The organism is Nonomuraea roseola, assembly GCF_039535395.1.
Taxonomy (GTDB): Bacteria; Actinomycetota; Actinomycetes; order Streptosporangiales; family Streptosporangiaceae; genus Nonomuraea; species Nonomuraea roseola.
In genome coordinates, this window is record NZ_BAAAXC010000015.1 from 1,121,730 (window position 1) to 1,139,976 (window position 18,247).

An 18,247-nucleotide genomic window follows, 5' to 3' on the forward strand; every position below is an offset into this window, starting at 1 on the left:
TGGAGCCATGACAGACGTGGTGCGGTTGGAGTCGGTGAGCAAGATCTACGGCAGGGGGCAGAGCGCGGTGGCCGCCCTTCGCGAGGTGTCGGTGGGCATCCCTCGCGGGAGCTTCACGGCGGTGATGGGCCCCTCGGGATCGGGCAAGAGCACGTTCCTGCACTGCTCGGCGGGTCTGGACGTGCCGTCCTCGGGCTCGGTGAGGCTCGGCGGCACCGAGCTGGCCGGGATGAACGAGAGCGCGCTCACCGAGCTGCGCAGGCGCCGGGTCGGCTTCGTCTTCCAGGCGTTCAACCTGGTGTCGGCGCTGACGGTGCTCGAGAACATCACCCTGCCGCTGCGCCTGGCCGGCGCCAAGGTGGACGGCGCGTGGCTGGCCGAGATCGTCGGCAGGGTCGGCCTCGACGGCCGCACGGGACACCGCCCCGCCCAGCTGTCCGGCGGGCAGCAGCAGCGGGTTGCGATCGCCAGGGCACTGGTGACCAGGCCCGAGGTGGTCTTCGGTGACGAGCCGACCGGCGCGCTCGACACGATGACCGCCCGCGACGTGCTGGTCCTGCTGCGCGAGGTCGTCTCCTCGCTGGGCCAGACCGTGGTGATGGTCACGCACGACCCGGTGGCCGCCTCCTACGCCGACACCGTGCTCTTCCTGGCCGACGGCCGGATCGTGGACTCGATGGCCGCCCCGACCGCCGAGAAGGTGGCCGAGCGGATGACCAGGCTGGGGGCGTGGAACTGATGATCTCCTTCGCGTTGAGTACGCTGCGGCACCGCAAGGCGGGCTTCGCCGGCGCGTTCGTGGCCCTGCTGTGCGCGGCGGCGCTGGTGACGGCGTGCGGACTGCTGCTGGAGACCGGGTTGCGCGGCGGGGTCGCGCCCGAGCGGTACGCCGGCGCGCCGGTGATCGTGGCGGGTGACCAGTTCGTCCGCAGCACGGTCGGTGAGGGAGAGAAGGTCAAGACCAAGGCCAAGGCGCTGTCGGAGCGGCGCTGGATCCCCGCCTCCGTGGCCGCCGAGCTGGCGAAGGCGCAGGGAGTGGAGAAGGTGGTCAGCGAGGTGACCTTCCCCGTCGGCTCCGCGCTCGGCCACGGATGGGAGTCGGCCGCGCTCACCCCCTTCACCCTGGCCTCGGGCCGTGCCCCTGAGGCCGCCGACGAGGTGGTGGTCGACGCGCGGTTCGCGGGGCGCTCGCTCACGGTGGGCTCGCGTGTCTACCGGGTCGTCGGCGTCACCGCGCAGGTCCTGCCCAGCCAGGACACGATCTTCTTCAGCACCCGTGAGGCCAGGCGACTGGCCGGCAGGCCGGGCCAGGTCAGCGCCGTCGGCGTCTTCCCCGCCGTGAACGTCAGCGTCAAGGGCGCCGTCGTGTACACGGGCGACGAGCGCGGCACGGTCGAGTTCCTCGGCGCGGAGAAGGCGAGGGTGATGCTGATCAGCCTGGGCGGCGCGCTCGGCGGCACCTCGCTCCTGGTCGCGATCCTGGTCGTGGTCGGCACGTTCGCGCTTTCGGTCCAGCAGCGTCAGCGCGAGCTGGCCATGCTGCGGGCGGTGGCCGCCACGCCCAGGCAGATCCGCAAGCTGCTGGGCGGCGAGGCGTTGCTGGTCAGCCTGGGCGCGGGCCTGCCCGGGTCGCTGCTGGGCATCCTCCTCGGCTTCTGGCTGCGTTCACGGTTCGTCGCGCTCGGCGCGATGCCCGACAACCTCGGGCTCGTGGTGAGCCCGTTCCCCGTGGCCGCGGCGCTCCTGGCCACCGTGGCGGCCGCGTGGGCCGCCGCCCGCGTCAGCGCCCGCCGTACGGCCAGGATCCGGCCCGTCGAGGCGCTCGGCGAGGCGGCCATGCCGGGGGCGCGGCTGCCATGGGCGCGCCTGCTCGCGGGGGTGCTCATCATGGCGGGCGCCGTGGTCCTCACGATCGTGCTGTCGAACCTGAACACCGAGGCCGCCTCCAGCCCCGTCACGATGCTCACCGCGCTGGTCTGGACGATCGCGGTGGCGGTGCTCGGCCCGGCGCTCGCCAGGCTGGTCATGGCGCTGCCGGTGCGCGCGCCCGGGGCAGGCGGCTATCTGGCCGCCGCCAACCTGCGCGCGAACTCCGCCCGCATGGCCGCCGTCATCACCCCGCTCAGCCTGATGATCGCGATGACGTGCACCATCCTGTTCGTCCAGACCACGATGGGCCAGGCCGCCACCGGCCAGGCGGCGGCGGGGATCAGGGCCGACCACGTGCTCGGTTCCGACGCGCCCGCGGCCGTCCGGAGGGTGCCGGGCGTCCGCGCCACGACCGACGTGCTGCGCACCTCGGTCAGGATCGACCTGGAGAGGTACGGCGCGCAGGCCGTCACCCCCGAAGGGCTCGACCAGACCATGGACCTGGGCGTGAGCGCGGGCTCCCTGCAGGGCTTCGGCGAGAGTTCGGTCGCGGTCAGCTCGACGGCGGCCGAGCGTCTGGGCGTCGGCGTGGGCTCCCCGCTCACACTCACGCTCGGCGACGGCACGCCCGCCTCGCTCAAGGTCGCCGCCGTCTACACCCGTGGCCTCGCCTTCGGCGACCTCACCCTGCACCACACGCTCGTGGCCGCGCACGTGGACGACCCGCGCGGCACCCTCCTGGTGGCGGGCGGCGACCGGGCCGCGCTGGAGCGGGCGGCGGGCGGCGCCCGGGTGGAGTACCCGGCCGAGGTCGCGATGTCCAACGCGGCGGTCAACTACGTCGCGATGGGGCTGATCGTCGCCTTCTGCGCGATCGCGGTGGTCAACACCCTGGCGATGTCGACGGTGGGCCGCGCCCGCGAGCTGGCGCTCCTGCGCCTGGTGGGCACGACCAGGCGCCAGGTGCTGCGCATGCTGCGCCTGGAGACGGCGACGGCCGTGCTGGTCGCCGCCGTGCTCGGAACCGCCGTCTCGCTGGTCACGCTCTCCGCCTTCAGCACGGGGATGACCGGCTCGGCGACGCCTTCGGTCCCGCCGCTCGCCTATCTCGCGGTGGTCGCGGCGGCGGCCCTCCTCGCGCTGGCCGCCACCGCGCTGCCTGCCAGGTTCGTCCTCAGGCAGCCCCCCGGCGAGGCGATCGGAGCCCGCGAGTGATGGCCCTGCCGTACACCTCGAGGTAGCGGTCGGCCATCACCGAGGGAGAGAAGCGCTGCTCCGCCTCGCGGCGGCACTCCTCGGGATCGATCTCCTCCACGCGCAGGAGCAGCTCGGCCAGCTGCTCCTCCGTGTCCGCCAGCCAGCCCGTGCGGCCGTGGTCGATGAGCTCGGGCAGGCAGCCTCTGCGCAGACCGACCGGCGGCACCCCGAGCGCCATGGCCTCGACCACTGCCGTGCCGCCCGGCTCGTCCCACTGGATGGGGAAGAGCGCGGCCCGCGCCGAGGCGTAGAGCGCGTCCCGGGAGGGGCCGCCCACGCCGCCGATCCAGCGCACCAGGTCGCCGTCGAGGTAGGGGGCGAGCTGGTCATGGAAGTAGCGCACGTCGGGGTGGCCGTGCAGCGGATGCTCGGGATCCTGCAGAACGGCCTCGAGCTCGGCTGGAGTGTCCATGCCGCTGACCGGCCCCGCCAGCACGAGAGGCAGGCCGAGCTTCTGGCAGACCCTCGCGGCCAGGTGCTGCCCCTTGAGCCCGCAGATCCGGCCCATGACGATCACGTGCTCGCCCCGCCCGCCCTCGGAGGGCTGTCCTGCCAGCGGCGTGGCCAGATGGACCGGGCCCAGGGAGGCGGCCTGCAGCGCCGAGGGGGCGCGGGCCAGTTGCGAGGCCGACACGCCGTTGACGGAGATGCCGGGCGGGAAGCTGCCGTAGAAGCTCGCGTGCTTGCGCAGGTCCCAGTGGAGCGTGTGCAGGACCGGCGGCCCGCCGAAGGCCGACAGCATGGCGGGCCCGACGACCTCCAGATGGTCGTGCACCAGGTCGATGTCGTCGCGGCTGCGCAGCTCCTCGATCACCCGCGCCTGATGGGCGTGGGCCAGGCCCATCACCTGGTTGTACGGCTTCTGCAGATGCCCGAACTGCCCGTCGGGGAAGGCCGTGATCAGCTCGTCCACCTCGATCGAGCTCGAGCCCACGGAGGCGAGCACGACCTTGACGCCCCGGGCGCGCAGCGGCGGGATCAGCGTGGCCACGACGTTCTCGATACCGCCGTAGCCGTCGGGCGGGACGGGAAGCCACGGTCCCGCGTTCATGAGGATCTTCATGCCACGTCCTCCTCCATGACGGCGCTCAAGGACGCGAGCGGAGGCCGCTCGGCGACGGACACGTTGGTGAACGTGTCGGGGTTGAACTGGCGCAGCAGGGTCGCGGGCGGCTCCGAGGCGACGATCCTGCCCTGGCGTTCCAGGCGTGACCAGGCGGTGAGCATGATCTGCCCGGACATCCTGCCGAGCGCTGCGGTGCTCTGGTGGGAGTGCTCGCGGCTGCCGAGGTCCACCTGGGCCATGGCGTCCAGGCCGACCTGCTCCAGCAGGTCGACGAGGAGGCCGAACTCGACCCCGTACTCGGTGACGTACGGCACGCTCTCGAGCGCCGAGCGCCTGCCCGCGTACTCGCCGCCGAGCGGTTGCACGAATCCGGCCAGCTCGGGCCAGAAGAGGTTGAGCAGCGGTCTGGCGACCAGCTCGGTGACCCTTCCGCCCTCGCCGCGCCGTCCTCGCAGGGGCCGCTCGTAGGCGCCCTTCACGAACTGGATGCGCGGATCGGTGAGTAGCGGCCCGAGCAGCCCGGAGACGAAGTGGGCTCCGAAGTTGCGCAGGTCGGAATCTATGTAGACGACCACATCGCCATGGCTGGCGGCCAGGCCCTTCCAGAGGGCCTCGCCCTTGCCCGACAGCGGTGGGAGCTCGGGAAGCACGTCGTCCTGACGGACCACGCGGGCTCCTGCCTCGGCCGCTCGCGCGGCCGTGGCGTCAGTGGAACGCGAGTCGACGACCAGGACCTCGTCGACCAGCTCTGCCAGATCCCTGCGGATCGTCGAGACGATCGCGCCCACTGTGCGCTCCTCGTCCCGCGCCGGCAGGACCACACTGACCGTGGTCGTGCCCTTGGCCAGGCGGAGCGCGTCGAGCGGCCAGTCGGCGGCGGTACTGGTATTCGTTTCCATGCAGTCTGCCCCGATCTGAAGGAGTTCGCCGGGAAGGCAGCTCTGCCCTGGTTATAGCGATTCGAACATCATTGTTTGCTCGACCGCAGATGAGGCATATGCCGAACCGTGACTCCATTCACCCGTATCGGCCTCATCGGCGCCGGAAATGTCGCCGCGCGCCACGCTGACGTTCTCTCCGGCTTCTCCGACGTGACGATTGCTGGAATCGCCGACACCGATCCCCACAAGGCCGAGGCTCTGGCCTCACGGCACGGCTCCCCCGCCTACGGCGACCATGCCGACCTACTGGCTGCCGGCGGACTGGATGCGGTTTATGTGTGCGTCCCTCCTTTTGCGCACGGTACGCCAGAGCTTGACGCCCTGGAGTGCGATCTACCGATATTTGTTGAAAAACCGCTGTCTCTGGACCTCGCCACGGCCGAGAAGATAGCCGCGGAGATCAAGCGCAGGGGGCTGCCGTCGGCGGTCGGGCACCACTGGCGCTACCTCGACATCCTCGACCGGGCCCGCGAGCTGCTGGCCGACCGGCCGGTACAGCTCGCGATGGGCTACTGGCTGGACAAGATCCCGCCGGTCCCCTGGTGGACCAACCCTGAGATGTCCGGCGGCCAGGTGCTCGAACAGGCCGTGCACGTGCTCGACCTGGCAAGGGTCCTGGTCGGCGAGGTGACGATGGCGCACACCGTGCCCGCGGCCGAGACGGACGGGGAGATCGCCAAGGCGACCGCGGCCGTGCTGCGGTTCTCCAACGGGGCGGCGGGACTGCTCGCGGCCACCTGCCTGCTGCCGGGCAAGAACAGGATCGGGCTGGAGCTGTGCGCCGACGGAATCTCGCTGGATCTGAGCGAAACGCGTCTCGCGGCCGACGGGTCGAGCATCATGGAGGATCCTGGCAAGGCCAAGACGCGCGTGGACAGGGAGTTCGTCAACGCCGTGCAGGGCAGGGCGAGTGACGTGCGCGTGCCGTACGAGGAGGCGCTGCGCACCCACCGGCTGGCCCACGCGGTCGCGCGTTCGGCTGTGGAGGGAGGCCCCGTATGGATGACATCCGCACCCTGAGCATCGAGGCGCCCGGCGAGATCACCTTCGTCGAGGAGAAGAGCCCCACCCTCGAACCTGGGACGTTCAGGGTCGAGACCGTCTACAGCGGCGTCTCGGCGGGCACCGAGCTGACCTACGTGAAGGGCACCAACCCCTACCTGCACTCCTCGTGGGACTCAGCGCTCGGCCTGTTCACCGAGGGCGTGCCTTCTATCGAGTACCCGGTGCGCGGCATCGGCTACATGCAGGTCGGCATGGTCACCGAGACCAGGACCGCCGCCGTCCGTGAGGGGACGCTGCTGGCGATGGCCTACGGTCACCGCACGGGCTACGTCGCCGACCCGCTCAAGGACCGCTTCGTCGAACTGCCCGACGACCTCGACCCGCTGCTCGGCATCTACGTCGCCCACATGGGCCCGATCTGCGCCAACGGCCTGCTGCACGCCGCCGCCGACCTGCACGGGCCCGCCGTCCACGGCCTGGGCGACGGGGTGCGGGGGCGGCGCGTGGCCGTAACGGGCGCGGGCGTGGTCGGCCTGCTGACCGCCTGCTTCGCCCTCAGGCACGGCGCGGCGGAGGTCGTCGTCGTGGACGAGACCGCCGAACGGCTGCGCATCGCCGAGGCGCTCGGCGCGAAGACCGTCCAGGAGGATCCTGCCGTCACGCTCAAGGAGCGCTGGCGCCACGCCCCAGGCGACCGCGGCGCGGACGTGGTGTTCCAGTGCAGGGGGCAGACCCGCTACCTCGCCCTGGCGTTGAAGCTGCTCAGGCCCCAGGGCACGGTGATCGACCTGGCCTTCTACCCCAGCGGCGCCGACGAGGTGCGCCTGGGCGAGGAGTTCCACCACAACGGGCTGTCGATCAGGTGCGCCCAGATCGGCAGGGTGCCGCGCGGTCTCGCCCACGCGTGGGACAGGGAGCGGCTCTCTCACGAGACGATCGAGCTGCTCCACGATCGCCGGGACCTACGCCGGCACGTGGTCACCGACCTCGTGCGTTTCGACGACGCTCCCAAGCTCCTCGCCGACCTCGCGGAGGGACGCAGGCACGCCGTCCAGGCCGTGCTGGCACAGGAGGTCGAGGACTAGCGCGGCCGACCAGCTGAAGTCGCGGCAGCCGTGGCCTTCGAGGGTGAAGGGGTCGAAGTACTCCCTGAACCCCGAGGTCGTGACCGCCCTGACCATGCCGTCGGCCAGCAGCTCCGCGAGATCGGCCCTGCGGTGCCTCAGGCCCTGCCAGACCAGCCAGGTGAGGTTGATCCAGCTGGGGCCGCGCCAGTAGCGGGCGGGGTCGAACTCGGCGGTGCCGGGGGCGAAGCTGGGCAGCAGCCCTCGCTTGATCTCGAAGCGGTCGAGCGCGGTGCCGATCAGCGCGTTGACGATCTCGCGGGGCAGGTCGGGCAGGATCAGCGGCACGAGGCCCGCGGCGCTGCTGGAGCGCAGCAGGATGCCGCTGCCGGCGTCGCGACCGTGGAAGAGGCCGTCGTCGTAGAGGTGCTCGACCATCGCGGCGGTGATTCTGGCGGCCTCGGCGTGGTGCGGGGCGGGGTCGAGGCCGACAGCGGAGGCGATCTTGGCGAGGGCCGACTCCGCGGCGCCGTACGCGGCGTTGAACAGCGGGTCCTCCACCGCGAACGCGCCCGCTCTGCGGTAGCCGGTGTCGCGGTAGGCGCGGGCGAGGGCGGTGTAGCGCTCGTAGTCGCGGTCGGTGGGCCGCTCGTCGGGGCTGACGTGGGCCAGGTCGCGGCGGTGCACACCCATCGGGCCCGCCACGACCGCCGCGAGGGGGATGTCCCACGCGGGGCTGTTGTCCATGCCCGACTCCCACGGGTGCACGATCGACATCAGGCCCTCGGGCGACTGCCTCGCCGTACGGAGGAACTGCTGCTGGGCGACCAGGCGCGGGTAGATGCGGCGCAGGAAGGCGGGATCCGGCTCGGCCAGGTGGACCTGCCATGCGGCCATGGCGTGCACGGGCGGCTGCACGATGCCGGAGGTCGCGCTGCCCGAGGGGGCGCGCGCCTCCCAGAACTCGGGTCCGGGGAAGTAGGCGCCCTCGGGCACATCGGGGTTGAAGACGATGTGCGGCACCCTGCCGTCGCGCCACTGGGCGCCGAACAGCGACAGCAGCTCGACGCGGGCCCTGCGCGGCGACCATCGCGCGTTGCCGATCGCGATGAAGGCGGAGTCCCAGCTCCATTGGTGGGGGTAGAGCCGCCTGGACGGGACGGTGTAGCTACCGTCCCAGTTGGCGACCAGGACACGCACGGCTTCACGCGCGATCATATGAACTTCCTGATGAAGGCCGCGGTCTGCGGCAGGACGATCTCGGGTTCACCGCGCAGCCGGCACTCGAGGGCAAGGTAGCCGTCGTAGCCGATGGCGTCCAGGGTGGCCAGCTGCGCCGCCCAGTCCAGGTGGCCCGTCCCCGGCTGGTTGCGGTTGGACTCGCTGATCTGCATGTGCGCGAGGTACGGCCCGGCCTCCACCAGCGAGCGGCAGGGGTCGTCCTCCTCGATGTTCATGTGGTAGGTGTCGCCGACGACCCTGATGGAGTCCATGGCGCAGTAGGACACCGCCTCGGCGAGGGTGTTGACCATGTGGTTCTCGTAGCGGTTGAGCGGCTCGAGCATGATCTTCACGCCGTTGCGCTGCGCGTGCTCGCCCAGCGTGCCGAGCGCCTCGGCCAGCACCTCGCGGTCGTCGTCGGGGCCGCGCGGCGGCTCGAACGGCGGCAGCCTGCGCGAGAACTGCCCCCACGAGGCAGGCGTCATCACGCCGATGCCGCCGAGCTCGGCGATCACCGTGAGCTGCGAGCGCAGCTGCTGGATGGCGTCCTTGCGCTTGGCGGGGTCGAAGTCACCGATGAAGTGCGGCATGTCCACACAGACCGTCGGCATCACCACGCCGTCGGCCAGCGCGCGCTTGAGCTCGGTCAGCCTGCTGGCGAAGTGGAAGTCGCCCTTGCCACGCAGCTCGATCGCGTCGAACCCCGCCTCGACCGCGAACGTGAACTTCTCCTGCAGCGTGCGCCCTGGCAGCAGCTGCTCCTGTACGGCGAGCTTCATCCTGTTGTTTCCTCAAGACTCCGGTCGAAGGCGAAGACGAGTTGCAGTACGTCCGCGGGGTGGCGGTCGAGCAGGTCGAACGCCTCGGCCGCCGACTCGACGGGCATGACGTGGCTGATCAGGCGCTCGGCGTCGACCTCGCCCCGGTAGACGAGCTCCATGAACGTGCGCTGCAGCCGCTCGACGTCCCACCTGTGGGACATCCACGAGGCGACGCCGCCGATCTGGGAGGAGACGAGCTGCACCTGGTTGTGGTGGAACTCCTCTCCCAGCCGCAGCCCGACGCCCTCGCCCTGGTAGAAGCCGGCCGCGACGACCCTGCCGCCCTTGCGGACGGTCCTGATCGCCTCGTGGAGCCCCTGGTGGCTGCCGCTGAGCTCGATCGCGGTGTCGGCGCCCTCGATGCGTTTGCGGACGAACTCGGCCACCGAGCCCGCCCCCACGTCGAAGGCCTCGGCGGCGCCGAAGCGCTTGGCCAGCTCGAGGCGGGCGGGAAGGGCGTCGGCGGCGACCACCCTGGCGCCGTTGAGCACGGCGAGCCTGGTGGCGAGCAGCCCGATCACGCCCTGCCCGAAGATCGCCACCTGGTCGCCGAGATGGATGTCGGCGGCGTGGACGGCGTTGAGCGCGATCGCGCCGACCCTGGCGAAGACGCCGGCCAGCGGGTCGACGCCCGGCGGGATCATGTGACCCACCAGCTTCTCCGCGGGCACGATCGCCTCGTCGCGGTGGCCCCAGATGCCCCACACCAGCGACCCGACGGGCGGGTCGCTGACGTCGGGAGCGGCCTCGACGACCTCGCCGACCTCCTGGTAGCCCCATCCGCTCAGCGGATAGGTGTGGCTCTGACCCTCGACGAACAGGCGTCGCTCGGTGTCCCACTTGCGGTTGAGGTAGGGGTTGGTTCCCCTGTAGGCGGTCAGCTCCGTGCCCGCCGAGACGCCCGAGTAGAGGGTGCGAACCCGCACGGTGCCGGACGCCAAGTCGCCGGGCTCTTCCGCGCGCACGCGCACGAGACCCGGCTCTTCGATAGTGATGACGTGCATTCCCCACACTTACGCTTTTTGATCAAACAAAAGGTAGCGATTTAGCGCATGTTGGCATGCGATAGTTGCGCCCGTAACACACTTAAGTCTACGACTTTAGCTGGGCATTGCGTAAACGAAATTCCGCGCGTCTTCCGGAAAGCGACCTTTCCCATGATCCGCGATCCGGGGGCTGACCAGGCAGATCACGCCATGCGGGTTTCTCAACGGATGCCCGAAATTGCCCTCTGCGTTGCTTGCCCTGCTCAAGGGGTACGCCCAGGCACATCACCCCTGGAGGAGCGTGCCATGCCTCAGAAGGTAACCGCCGTCCTCTCCGCCGCGTTGCTGGCCATCACCGTGGCAGCGTGCGGTGGTGGGACGGAAGAGCGGAGCGCCGACGCGATCACCGTGTGGACCGAGGAGAACCTCGCCGACCGGATGGCCGTGCAGCAGCAGATCGTCGCCGACTTCACCAAGAAGACCGGGATCAAGGTCAACCTGGTCGGCGTCGCGGAGGACCAGTTCAGCCAGATCGTCACCTCGGCCGCCGCGGCGGGCAAACTACCCGACGTCATCGGCGCGCTCCCTCTCGCGGCGGTGCGCGAGCTGGAGGCCAACGACCTGCTCGACACCGAGACCCCTGGCAAGATCGTGGACCAGCTCGGCCGGGACACCTTCTCCGCCAGGGCGCTGGAGCTCGACAGCGCCTCGGGCAAGCTGCTGGCCGTCCCCAGCGACGGCTGGGCGCAGTTGATCCTCTACCGCAAGGACCTGTTCGAGAAGGCGGGCCTGGAACCGCCCGACACCTATGAGCGGCTGGAGGCGGCGGCCAAGAAGCTCAACACGGGCGGCGTGGCGGGCATCACGCTGGCCATCGCGCCCAAGGACTCCTTCACCGCGCAGAGCTTCGAGCACGTGGCGCTGGCCAACGGCTGCCAGCTGGTCGACAACGCGGGCAACGTCCCACTGGACCAGCCGCCGTGCGTGCGGGCCTTCGACTTCTACTCGCGGCTGGCCTCGCAGTACTCCGTGAAGGGCAAGCAGGACGTCGACTCCACCAGGGCGACCTACTTCTCGGGCAAGGCGGCGATGACGATCTGGTCGTCGTTCATCCTCGACGAGATGGCGGGGCTGCGGAACGACGCCCTTCCCTCCTGCCCCGCGTGCAGGCAGGACAAGGAGTGGCTGGCCAAGAACACCGGCGTGGTCACCGCGTTGAAGGGCCCCGAGGGCGCCGAGCCCGCGCAGTACGGCGAGATCGTCTCCTGGGCGGTCACCAGGGACGCCAACACCTCCGGCGCGCAGCAGTTCGTCTCGTTCATGATGAACGAGGGCTACGAGCGGTGGATCGGGATGGCCCCCGAGGGCAAGTTCCCCACCCGCAAGGGCTTCGAGGACAAGTGGACGGCGCTGCCTGCCGGGGTCGACAGCAAGAAGCCGCTGTCGGAGGTCTACCCCGCCGAGATCCTCGACTCGCTGCGCAAGAGCCCCGACACCTTCGCCAGGTGGGGCATCCCGCAGGGTCAGGGCAAGCTGGTCGGCGCCACGATGGGCGAGCTGCCCGTGCCCAAGGCGCTCAGCGCGATCGTCGACGGCTCACTCACCCCGCAGGCCGCGGCCACTCAGGCCAAGTCCGACGTCGAGACGATCAAGCGTGGGATCAGGGAATGACCACCGCGGACGGTGGACGACTCACACGCAGGGGAAGGACGCTTCAGCAACAGGAGGCGAGGGCGGGACTGGTCCTCATCTCGCCGACACTGCTCATCACGCTGGTGGTCGTCGTCGCTCCCCTGCTGTGGGCGATCATGCTCGCCTTCCAGGACGCCCGGCTGATCAACATCCGCAGGACGGGCCTGTTCGGCAACTACACGCTCGAGAACTTCTCCTACGTCATCTCCGAGCCCGGCTTCTGGTCCGCGCTCCTCAACACGCTCCTCTACACGATCGCGGGGACCGCGCTCTCGATCGTCATCGGCCTGGTCGCGGCGCTCGCGCTGCGGGGCGCCTTCAAGGGCCGCACGCTGGTGAGGGCCTCCATCCTGGTCCCCTACGTCGCCCCTGTCGTGGCGGTCGCCTTCCTGTGGGAGGTGATGCTGAACCCGCAGTTCGGCATCGTCAACACCTGGCTGGGCGAGCCGATCGCCTTCCTCACCCAGGCCAGGGGCAGCTTCCTCGGCCTTCAGGTGCCGGTGGCGCTGCTCACGGTCATCGCCTTCGAGGCGTGGCGCTACTTCCCTTTCGCCTTCCTGTTCATCCTCGCCAGACTCCAGGCGCTGCCCGGCGAGCTGGAGGAGGCGGCGGTGGTGGACGGCGCGACGCCCACCCAGCGCTTCCGCTACGTGATCATGCCGCAGCTCTGGCGGGTGGTCGCGCTGCTGGCGGTGCTGAGGTTCGTGTTCACCTTCACCAAGTTCGACGACGTCTACCTGCTCACGGGAGGCGGCGCCGGCACGGAGGTGGTCAGCGTGCGGGTCTACAACTTCCTCACCGCGCGCGACGACATCGGCGCCTCGGCGGCGCAGGCGATCGTGCTGGCCGTGGTGCTGGTGGTGTTCCTGGCCGTCTACCTGAGGTTCTTCGCCGGAGGTGAGCGTGACCAGAGATCGCTTTGAGCGGGCGCTGCTCAGGGTGCTCAGGCCGCTGGTGATCGCGTTCCTGACGGTGATCACCGCGTTCCCCTTCTTCTACATGGTGATGCTGTCGGTCCGCGACATCCAGGAGCTGATCCTCGATCCTGGATCGCTGTGGCCGCAGAGCTTCACGCTGTCGACGTACGCGGACGTGCTGGGCAGGCAGGGCTTCGTCACCTTCATGGGCAACAGCGCGATCGTCGCGGTCGCCTCGGTCCTGGTGACGCTGCTGATCTCGATCCCCGGCGCGTACGCGGTGGCAAGACTGCGCTTCTTCGGCCGCCGTCAGGTGCACTTCCTGTTCCTGGCCGTCTACCTCTTCCCCGCGATCGTGCTGGCGATCCCGCTGTTCGTGCTGTTCACCATGCTCGGCCTGCGCGGGTCGCTGCCGGGGCTGATCCTGGTCTACATCGCCCAGACGGTGCCCGTGACGGTCTACATGCTGCGCAACTACTTCGAGACCGTGCCGCAGAGCGTGGAGGAGGCGGCCGCCATCGACGGCTGCGGCCGGATGGAGACGATCTGGCGGGTGGTGCTGCCGCTGTCGAAGCCCGCGCTCATGGCCACGGGTCTCTACGCCTTCATGATCGCCTGGAACGAGTTCCTCTTCGCCCTGCTCTTCCTCGTGGAGCGCAGGGAGAGCTGGACCGTCTCGCTGGGTCTGTCGCAACTGGCGGGCAGTATCGAGATCCCGACGACCGTTCTCATGGCAGGATCGGTGGTTCTGACGCTCCCCATCGTGGTGGTGTTCTTCGCCAGTGAGCGATTGCTGACGGAGGGCCTCACGGCAGGCGCTGAGAAGGGCTAGAGATGCTGACGGCAGGACACGTCCTCCAGTTGATCAGGCAGGGCACTTGCCGTACCCGCAAAGAGCTGATCGAGTACACCGGCCTGTCCCGATCCACCATCACCGACAGGGTCGACAGGCTGATCGAGGCCGGCTACATCCATGAGGCCGAGCGAGGGGCGTCAGGGGGCGGGCGCCCTCCCTCGGTGCTGGCCATCGACCCGGCCAGCAAGGTGGCGCTCGTCGCCGACCTCGGCGCCAGCCACGCCCGCGTCGCGCTGACCGACCTGGCCGCGCGCCCGCTGGCGGAGGAGTCCACCCGGATGCGCATCGACAGGGGGCCCGAGCCCGTCCTGACCTGGGTGCGGGAGGCCTTCGAGCGGCTGCTCGACCGCACCGGCAGCCCGCGGGAGCGGGTCTGCAGCATCGGCCTCGACCTGCCGGGCTCGGTCGACCACACCTCGGGCAAGGTGCTGAGGTCCTTCCTCATGCCTGGCTGGGACGACCTGCCGATCAAGGCGGCCTTCGGCGACCGGTTCGACGTGCCCATCCTGGTCGAGAACGACGCGAAGGCGATGGCGCTCGGCGAGTGGTGGGCCTCCTTCCGCACCTCGCCCTCGCTGCTGCTGGTGAAGGTCTCCACCGGCATCGGCGCGGGCATCGTGCTCGACGGGCGCATCTACAGGGGCGTGGAGGAGGCCGCGGGCAACATCGGCCACGTACGGCTGCGCGAGAGCGACGACCGCGTGTGCACCTGCGGCTCGAAGGGCTGCGTCGCCTCGCTGGCCAGCGGGCACGCCCTGGCCGTCGACCTCGGCCAGGAGACCAGCCAGGACGTCGTCCGCCTGGTGCAGGCGGGCGACCCCGAGGCCATCGCGCGCACCCAGGAGGCAGGCCGCACGCTCGGCCTGGTGCTGGCCACGGCGGTCAGCCTGCTCAACCCGGGCGTGCTGGTGCTGGCCGGCGACATGGCCGAGACCAGGGAGCACTACCTCACCGGCATCAGGGAGAGCGTCTACCGGCGCAGTCTGCCGTTCACGACCAGGAACCTGGAGATCGTGACCAGCACGCTCGGAGGCAGGGCGGGCATCGTCGGCACCGCCGTCATGGTGACAGAGCACGTGCTGTCGCCCGCGAGCGTCGACGCCTCACTGGCTTGAAGGCCAGGACGCTGACGGCGAGCACGGCAACACCGAGCAGCATGCCGCCCACCACGTCGCTGACCCAGTGGACGCCCAGCGCGACCCGCGTGTAGGAGACCGAGAGCGCGAGGAGGGCGGCGGCCGTCCAGGCGAGCGCCACGAGCAGGGGCCTGCCGCGCAGAGCGGGCCGCGCCAGCAGCACGAGCACGCCCGCGCCCAGCGTGGCGGCCAGCGCGTGCCCCGAAGGGAAGGACAGGCCGGGAGCGCTGGACACCGGGTCGGGGAAGATCGGTCGTGCCCTGTCGATCAGAAGTTTCAGTCCCTCGCCCAGCAGGCCGCCCGCCACGGTCGTGATCAGCGCCCAGCCCGCTGCCAGCGGCGCGCCCCGCCACGCCAGCCACGCCGCGACCCCGACCACCAGCACCCGCCACGTGGCGGGACCCAGCGCGTCGGTCCAGAAGGCCATGAAACGGGTCCATGCGGGGTTGGCGACCGCGTGGGCGTGCAGATCGTGCGCGACGGCCATGTCGAGGCCGTTGAGCGGCTGGCGGGCGACGTGGAGGAGCAACCCGAAAGGGACCACGGTAAGAGCGAACGCGAGCCTGGCGATCATCACACCAGTCTGCCCGCTAAACGCCGAGCCAGCCCTTCAACAGCGTGGGAGCCTCGACCATCGAAGGTCCGTACCAGGTCAGCGCCCTGCCGCTCACCAGCGCGCTCCTGGCGAAACACTCGGGACCGTCCTGCGCGTGAAAGGCGTAGGGCTCGTCCGGCAGCACCACCAGATCCGGGTCCTTCGCCACGATCTCCGCGAGAGGGATCTTGGGATAGCGCTCCGCGTGGCCGGCGTAGAGGTTGTCGAAGCCCAGCCGCCGAAGCACGTCCCCTGTGAAGGTGTCGCGTCCCCACCACCATCCACGGCCTGCGCCAGATCGGGATCACCACCGTCCTGCGCGCCTCGGGCTCGGGCAGGTCCCATGCCGCCCTCGCCCGCTCCAGCCACGCGGGCGAGGGCGTACGGCAGGCCAGCTCGAACATCCTGGCCAGCGAGGTGAACGCCTCCTCGACCGTCCGGATCCGCGTCACCCAGACCGCGATCCCCGACTCCCTGAGTGCCCGGAGGTCGGGCTCCCTGTTCTCCTCCTCGTTGGCCAGCACCACATCGGGGCGCAGCTCCCTGATCCGATCGAGGTCGGGGTTCTTGGTGCCGCGCACCCTGACCACGTCGAGGCCCGCGGGATGGGTGCACCAGTCGGTGGCGCCGACGAGCTTGCCCGTGGCGGCCACCGACTCGGTCAGGGAGGGAACGAGGGAGACGATCCTGCCGACCTCCGCGGGCACCCGCGCCTCGGCCCCCGTGTCGTCGGACGGCACGGCACGGCCTACTTCAGGGCCTTGAGCGCGCTGTCGTAGTCGGGCTCCTGCGTGATCTCGGAGACCAGTTCGGAGTGGACGACGTTGTTGTCACCGTCGAGGACCACCACCGCGCGGGCGGCGAGACCGGCCAGCGGGCCGCCCTCCTGGACCACGCCGTAGTCCGACAGGAACTCCCTGCCGCGCATCAGCGACAGCATGACCACCTGGTCCAGGCCCTCCGCGCCGCAGAAGCGCTTCTGGGCGAAGGGCAGGTCCGCGGAGACGCACAGCACGGCCACGTCGGGGTGCTCGGCCGCCACCTCGTTGAAGCGGCGCACCGAGGCGGCGCAGACGCCGGTGTCGACGCTCGGGAAGATGTTGAGCACCTTGGTCCTGCCACCGAAGTCGGCGAGCGTGACGTCCGACAGGTCGCTGCCGACGAGGCTGAACGCGGGAGCCGCGTCGCCGGGCTGCAGGAAGGTGCCGCCCACGGTGATCGGGTTGCCCTTGAAGGTGACTTCGGACATCAGTGCCTCCGGCGAGGAAAGTATGGCAAACAGAGCCACGATCTTATCCACTGAGCTCGCAATCCCCCGCGCCGGGCGGACCGTGACTCAGTACACTCGGCGACGTTCGACTGGGCCCCCCATCCGGAGTGACATGTGAGCAGCGGGCTCGTTGACGCCCCTCCTTCCCCTGCGCCCGCCCAGGGTCCGCGGCCACGCGCGCGTCGCTGGCTGCGTTGGGTGGCCGCGGTCGTGGCGACCGTGGTGCTGGCGGCGGTGGGCGTGGTGATCGGCGTCTACGTGAAACTGACGGGCAACGTCAAGCACATCGAGGTGACCGGCGACGACCTGGGCGCCACACGTCCGCCCAAGGTCGCCACCACCTCGCTCAACGTGCTGATCGTGGGCTCCGACCAGCGTGACGGCAAGAACGCCCGCTACGGCCGCAGCGTCGAGGGCGAGCGTACCGACACGATCATGCTGGCCCACCTGTCGTCCAAGCGGGACGGCGCGATGGTGATCAGCTTCCCCCGCGACTCGCTGGTCCAGCTGCCCGCCTGCCACGCCAAGGGCGGGCTGCCTGGGCAGCAGCCGCATCTCGGCATGATCAACGAGTCGTTCAACTCGGGCGGCATCGGCTGCACGTGGAAGACGATCGAGTCGCTGACCGGTATCCACATCGACCACTTCGTGAAGGTCGACTTCACCGGGTTCAAGAGCATGGTCGACGCGGTCGGCGGGGTGGACGTGTGCCTGCCCCAGCGCGTCGACGACACGAAGGCGCTGCTGCACCTGCCCGCCGGGCGCCAGTCGCTCAACGGCGAGCAGGCGCTCGGCTACGTCCGCGCCCGCTACAGCATGGGCGACGGCTCCGACATCGGGCGCATCCAGCGGCAGCAGATGTTCATCTCCTCCATGCTCAAGAAGGTGATGAGCGGCGAGACGCTCACCGACCCCGCCAGGCTGCTCGGCTTCCTCGACGCGGCGACCAAGGCCGTCACCACCGACCCTCAGCTCACCCCCGGCGTCATGAAGGACCTCGCCACGAGCGCCCAGGGCATGACCGCGGGCCAGATCCGCTTCATCACCACCCCCTGGCACTACTCCGTCACCCACCCCGGCCGCGTGGAATGGGTGCAGCCGCAGGCCAGGACTCTGTTCCAGATCGTGGCCAAGGACAAGAGCGTGGCGGGCATCAAGGGCGGCCAGGCCAAGGCGCCGCGATCGAAGATCAACATCGAGGTGCGCAACGGCACGCTCCGCTCCGGCCTGGCCACGACGGTGGCGGTCGCCCTGGAGCAGCGCGGCTACCACATCACCAAGATCGGCGACGCGCCGCGCAAGCCGGTTCCCCGCACGACCGTCCACTACTCGCCCAACGGGGCGAGCCGCGTGCCCACGCTGACCGCTGACCTTCTCTCCGGCACGGCACGGCCTGTGCCGGGGGCGACGACCTCCAGGCTGGTCCTGACGATCGGCGACGACTGGAAGGGGCTCAAGGCGCTGCGAGCGGATGACTCGGAGGCTCTAAAGGGCTTCGACGCCACCCACGACACCTGCGCCTCATGAGCGGCACGACGGCGGCGGTGGCGA

Annotated in this window: 15 protein-coding genes and 2 pseudogenes; 9 read left to right on the plus strand and 8 right to left on the minus strand. The window is 70.2% G+C overall.

Annotated elements, in window-relative coordinates:
• Positions 1-7 precede the first annotated feature (7 nt).
• Positions 8-739, plus strand: a complete 732-nt coding sequence (locus ABFX55_RS28310; RefSeq protein ID WP_346125810.1) for an ABC transporter ATP-binding protein — start codon at positions 8-10, stop codon at positions 737-739.
• The gene (locus ABFX55_RS28315; protein ID WP_346131270.1) at positions 739-3,084 is read left to right on the plus strand and encodes an ABC transporter permease; all 2,346 of its coding nucleotides are present in this window, start codon (positions 739-741) and stop codon (positions 3,082-3,084) included. Before ABFX55_RS28310 ends, ABFX55_RS28315 begins: the two co-directional genes overlap by 1 nt.
• Here the strand turns inward: ABFX55_RS28315 and ABFX55_RS28320 are convergent.
• Both ABFX55_RS28320 and ABFX55_RS28325 read right to left on the minus strand, forming a co-directional pair.
• Positions 3,044-4,189 (minus strand): glycosyltransferase, encoded by a 1,146-nt coding sequence (locus ABFX55_RS28320; RefSeq protein ID WP_346125811.1) that lies wholly within the window; start codon positions 4,187-4,189, stop codon positions 3,044-3,046. The two genes, ABFX55_RS28315 and ABFX55_RS28320, sit on opposite strands and share 41 nt — an antisense overlap.
• The gene (locus tag ABFX55_RS28325) at positions 4,186-5,091 is read right to left on the minus strand and encodes a glucosyl-3-phosphoglycerate synthase (protein WP_346125812.1); all 906 of its coding nucleotides are present in this window, start codon (positions 5,089-5,091) and stop codon (positions 4,186-4,188) included. The genes ABFX55_RS28320 and ABFX55_RS28325 overlap by 4 nt, the downstream gene beginning before the upstream one ends.
• A 108-nt stretch (positions 5,092-5,199) precedes the next feature.
• Between ABFX55_RS28325 and ABFX55_RS28330 the strand changes: the two genes are divergently transcribed.
• Both ABFX55_RS28330 and ABFX55_RS50000 read left to right on the plus strand, forming a co-directional pair.
• A complete protein-coding gene (locus ABFX55_RS28330; protein WP_346125813.1) occupies positions 5,200-6,153 on the plus strand; it encodes a Gfo/Idh/MocA family protein in 954 nt (317 codons plus the stop codon).
• Positions 6,132-7,223 carry a zinc-binding dehydrogenase gene (locus tag ABFX55_RS50000; RefSeq protein WP_379478945.1) on the plus strand — a complete coding sequence of 364 codons (1,092 nt, stop codon included), beginning with the start codon at positions 6,132-6,134 and terminating at the stop codon, positions 7,221-7,223. Before ABFX55_RS28330 ends, ABFX55_RS50000 begins: the two co-directional genes overlap by 22 nt.
• A gap of 18 nt (positions 7,224-7,241) precedes the next feature.
• Here ABFX55_RS50000 and ABFX55_RS28340 read toward each other — a convergent pair.
• The 3 genes and pseudogenes from ABFX55_RS28340 to ABFX55_RS28350 all read right to left on the minus strand — a co-directional run.
• Positions 7,242-8,420 (minus strand): annotated as a pseudogene (locus ABFX55_RS28340) (MGH1-like glycoside hydrolase domain-containing protein); the annotation flags it as partial.
• Positions 8,417-9,202: a sugar phosphate isomerase/epimerase family protein gene (locus tag ABFX55_RS28345; protein ID WP_183649295.1), complete on the minus strand. Its 786-nt coding sequence runs from the start codon at positions 9,200-9,202 to the stop codon at positions 8,417-8,419. The pseudogene ABFX55_RS28340 and the gene ABFX55_RS28345, both read right to left, overlap by 4 nt.
• A complete protein-coding gene (locus ABFX55_RS28350; protein ID WP_183649298.1) occupies positions 9,199-10,248 on the minus strand; it encodes a zinc-binding dehydrogenase in 1,050 nt (349 codons plus the stop codon). Before ABFX55_RS28350 ends, ABFX55_RS28345 begins: the two co-directional genes overlap by 4 nt.
• 288 nt (positions 10,249-10,536) lie before the next feature.
• Here ABFX55_RS28350 and ABFX55_RS28355 point away from each other — a divergent pair, with 288 nt between their 5' ends.
• The 4 genes from ABFX55_RS28355 to ABFX55_RS28370 are packed head-to-tail and all read left to right on the plus strand — an operon-like array spanning position 10,537 to position 14,810.
• Entirely contained in the window at positions 10,537-11,901 is a 1,365-nt protein-coding gene (locus ABFX55_RS28355) for an ABC transporter substrate-binding protein (protein WP_346125815.1), read from the plus strand.
• A complete protein-coding gene (locus tag ABFX55_RS28360) occupies positions 11,898-12,845 on the plus strand; it encodes a carbohydrate ABC transporter permease (RefSeq protein WP_346125816.1) in 948 nt (315 codons plus the stop codon). Before ABFX55_RS28355 ends, ABFX55_RS28360 begins: the two co-directional genes overlap by 4 nt.
• The gene (locus ABFX55_RS28365) at positions 12,826-13,671 is read left to right on the plus strand and encodes a carbohydrate ABC transporter permease (RefSeq protein WP_346125817.1); all 846 of its coding nucleotides are present in this window, start codon (positions 12,826-12,828) and stop codon (positions 13,669-13,671) included. Before ABFX55_RS28360 ends, ABFX55_RS28365 begins: the two co-directional genes overlap by 20 nt.
• Positions 13,672-13,673: 2 nt before the next feature.
• Positions 13,674-14,810: an ROK family transcriptional regulator gene (locus ABFX55_RS28370; RefSeq protein ID WP_346125818.1), complete on the plus strand. Its 1,137-nt coding sequence runs from the start codon at positions 13,674-13,676 to the stop codon at positions 14,808-14,810.
• Here ABFX55_RS28370 and ABFX55_RS28375 read toward each other — a convergent pair.
• From ABFX55_RS28375 to tpx, 3 genes and pseudogenes are all read right to left on the minus strand, one after another.
• Positions 14,755-15,405 carry a phosphatase PAP2 family protein gene (locus ABFX55_RS28375; protein WP_346125819.1) on the minus strand — a complete coding sequence of 217 codons (651 nt, stop codon included), beginning with the start codon at positions 15,403-15,405 and terminating at the stop codon, positions 14,755-14,757. The genes ABFX55_RS28370 and ABFX55_RS28375 overlap by 56 nt on opposite strands.
• Positions 15,406-15,421: 16 nt before the next feature.
• Positions 15,422-16,166, minus strand: a pseudogene (locus ABFX55_RS28380) (helical backbone metal receptor).
• Positions 16,167-16,174: 8 nt separating this feature from the next.
• Positions 16,175-16,675: a thiol peroxidase gene (gene tpx / locus ABFX55_RS28385; RefSeq protein WP_183649315.1), complete on the minus strand. Its 501-nt coding sequence runs from the start codon at positions 16,673-16,675 to the stop codon at positions 16,175-16,177.
• Positions 16,676-16,894: 219 nt separating this feature from the next.
• On the opposite strand from tpx, the gene ABFX55_RS28390 reads away from it, so the two are divergent.
• Positions 16,895-18,223, plus strand: a complete 1,329-nt coding sequence (locus tag ABFX55_RS28390) for an LCP family protein (protein WP_346125820.1) — start codon at positions 16,895-16,897, stop codon at positions 18,221-18,223.
• Positions 18,224-18,247 lie beyond the last annotated feature (24 nt).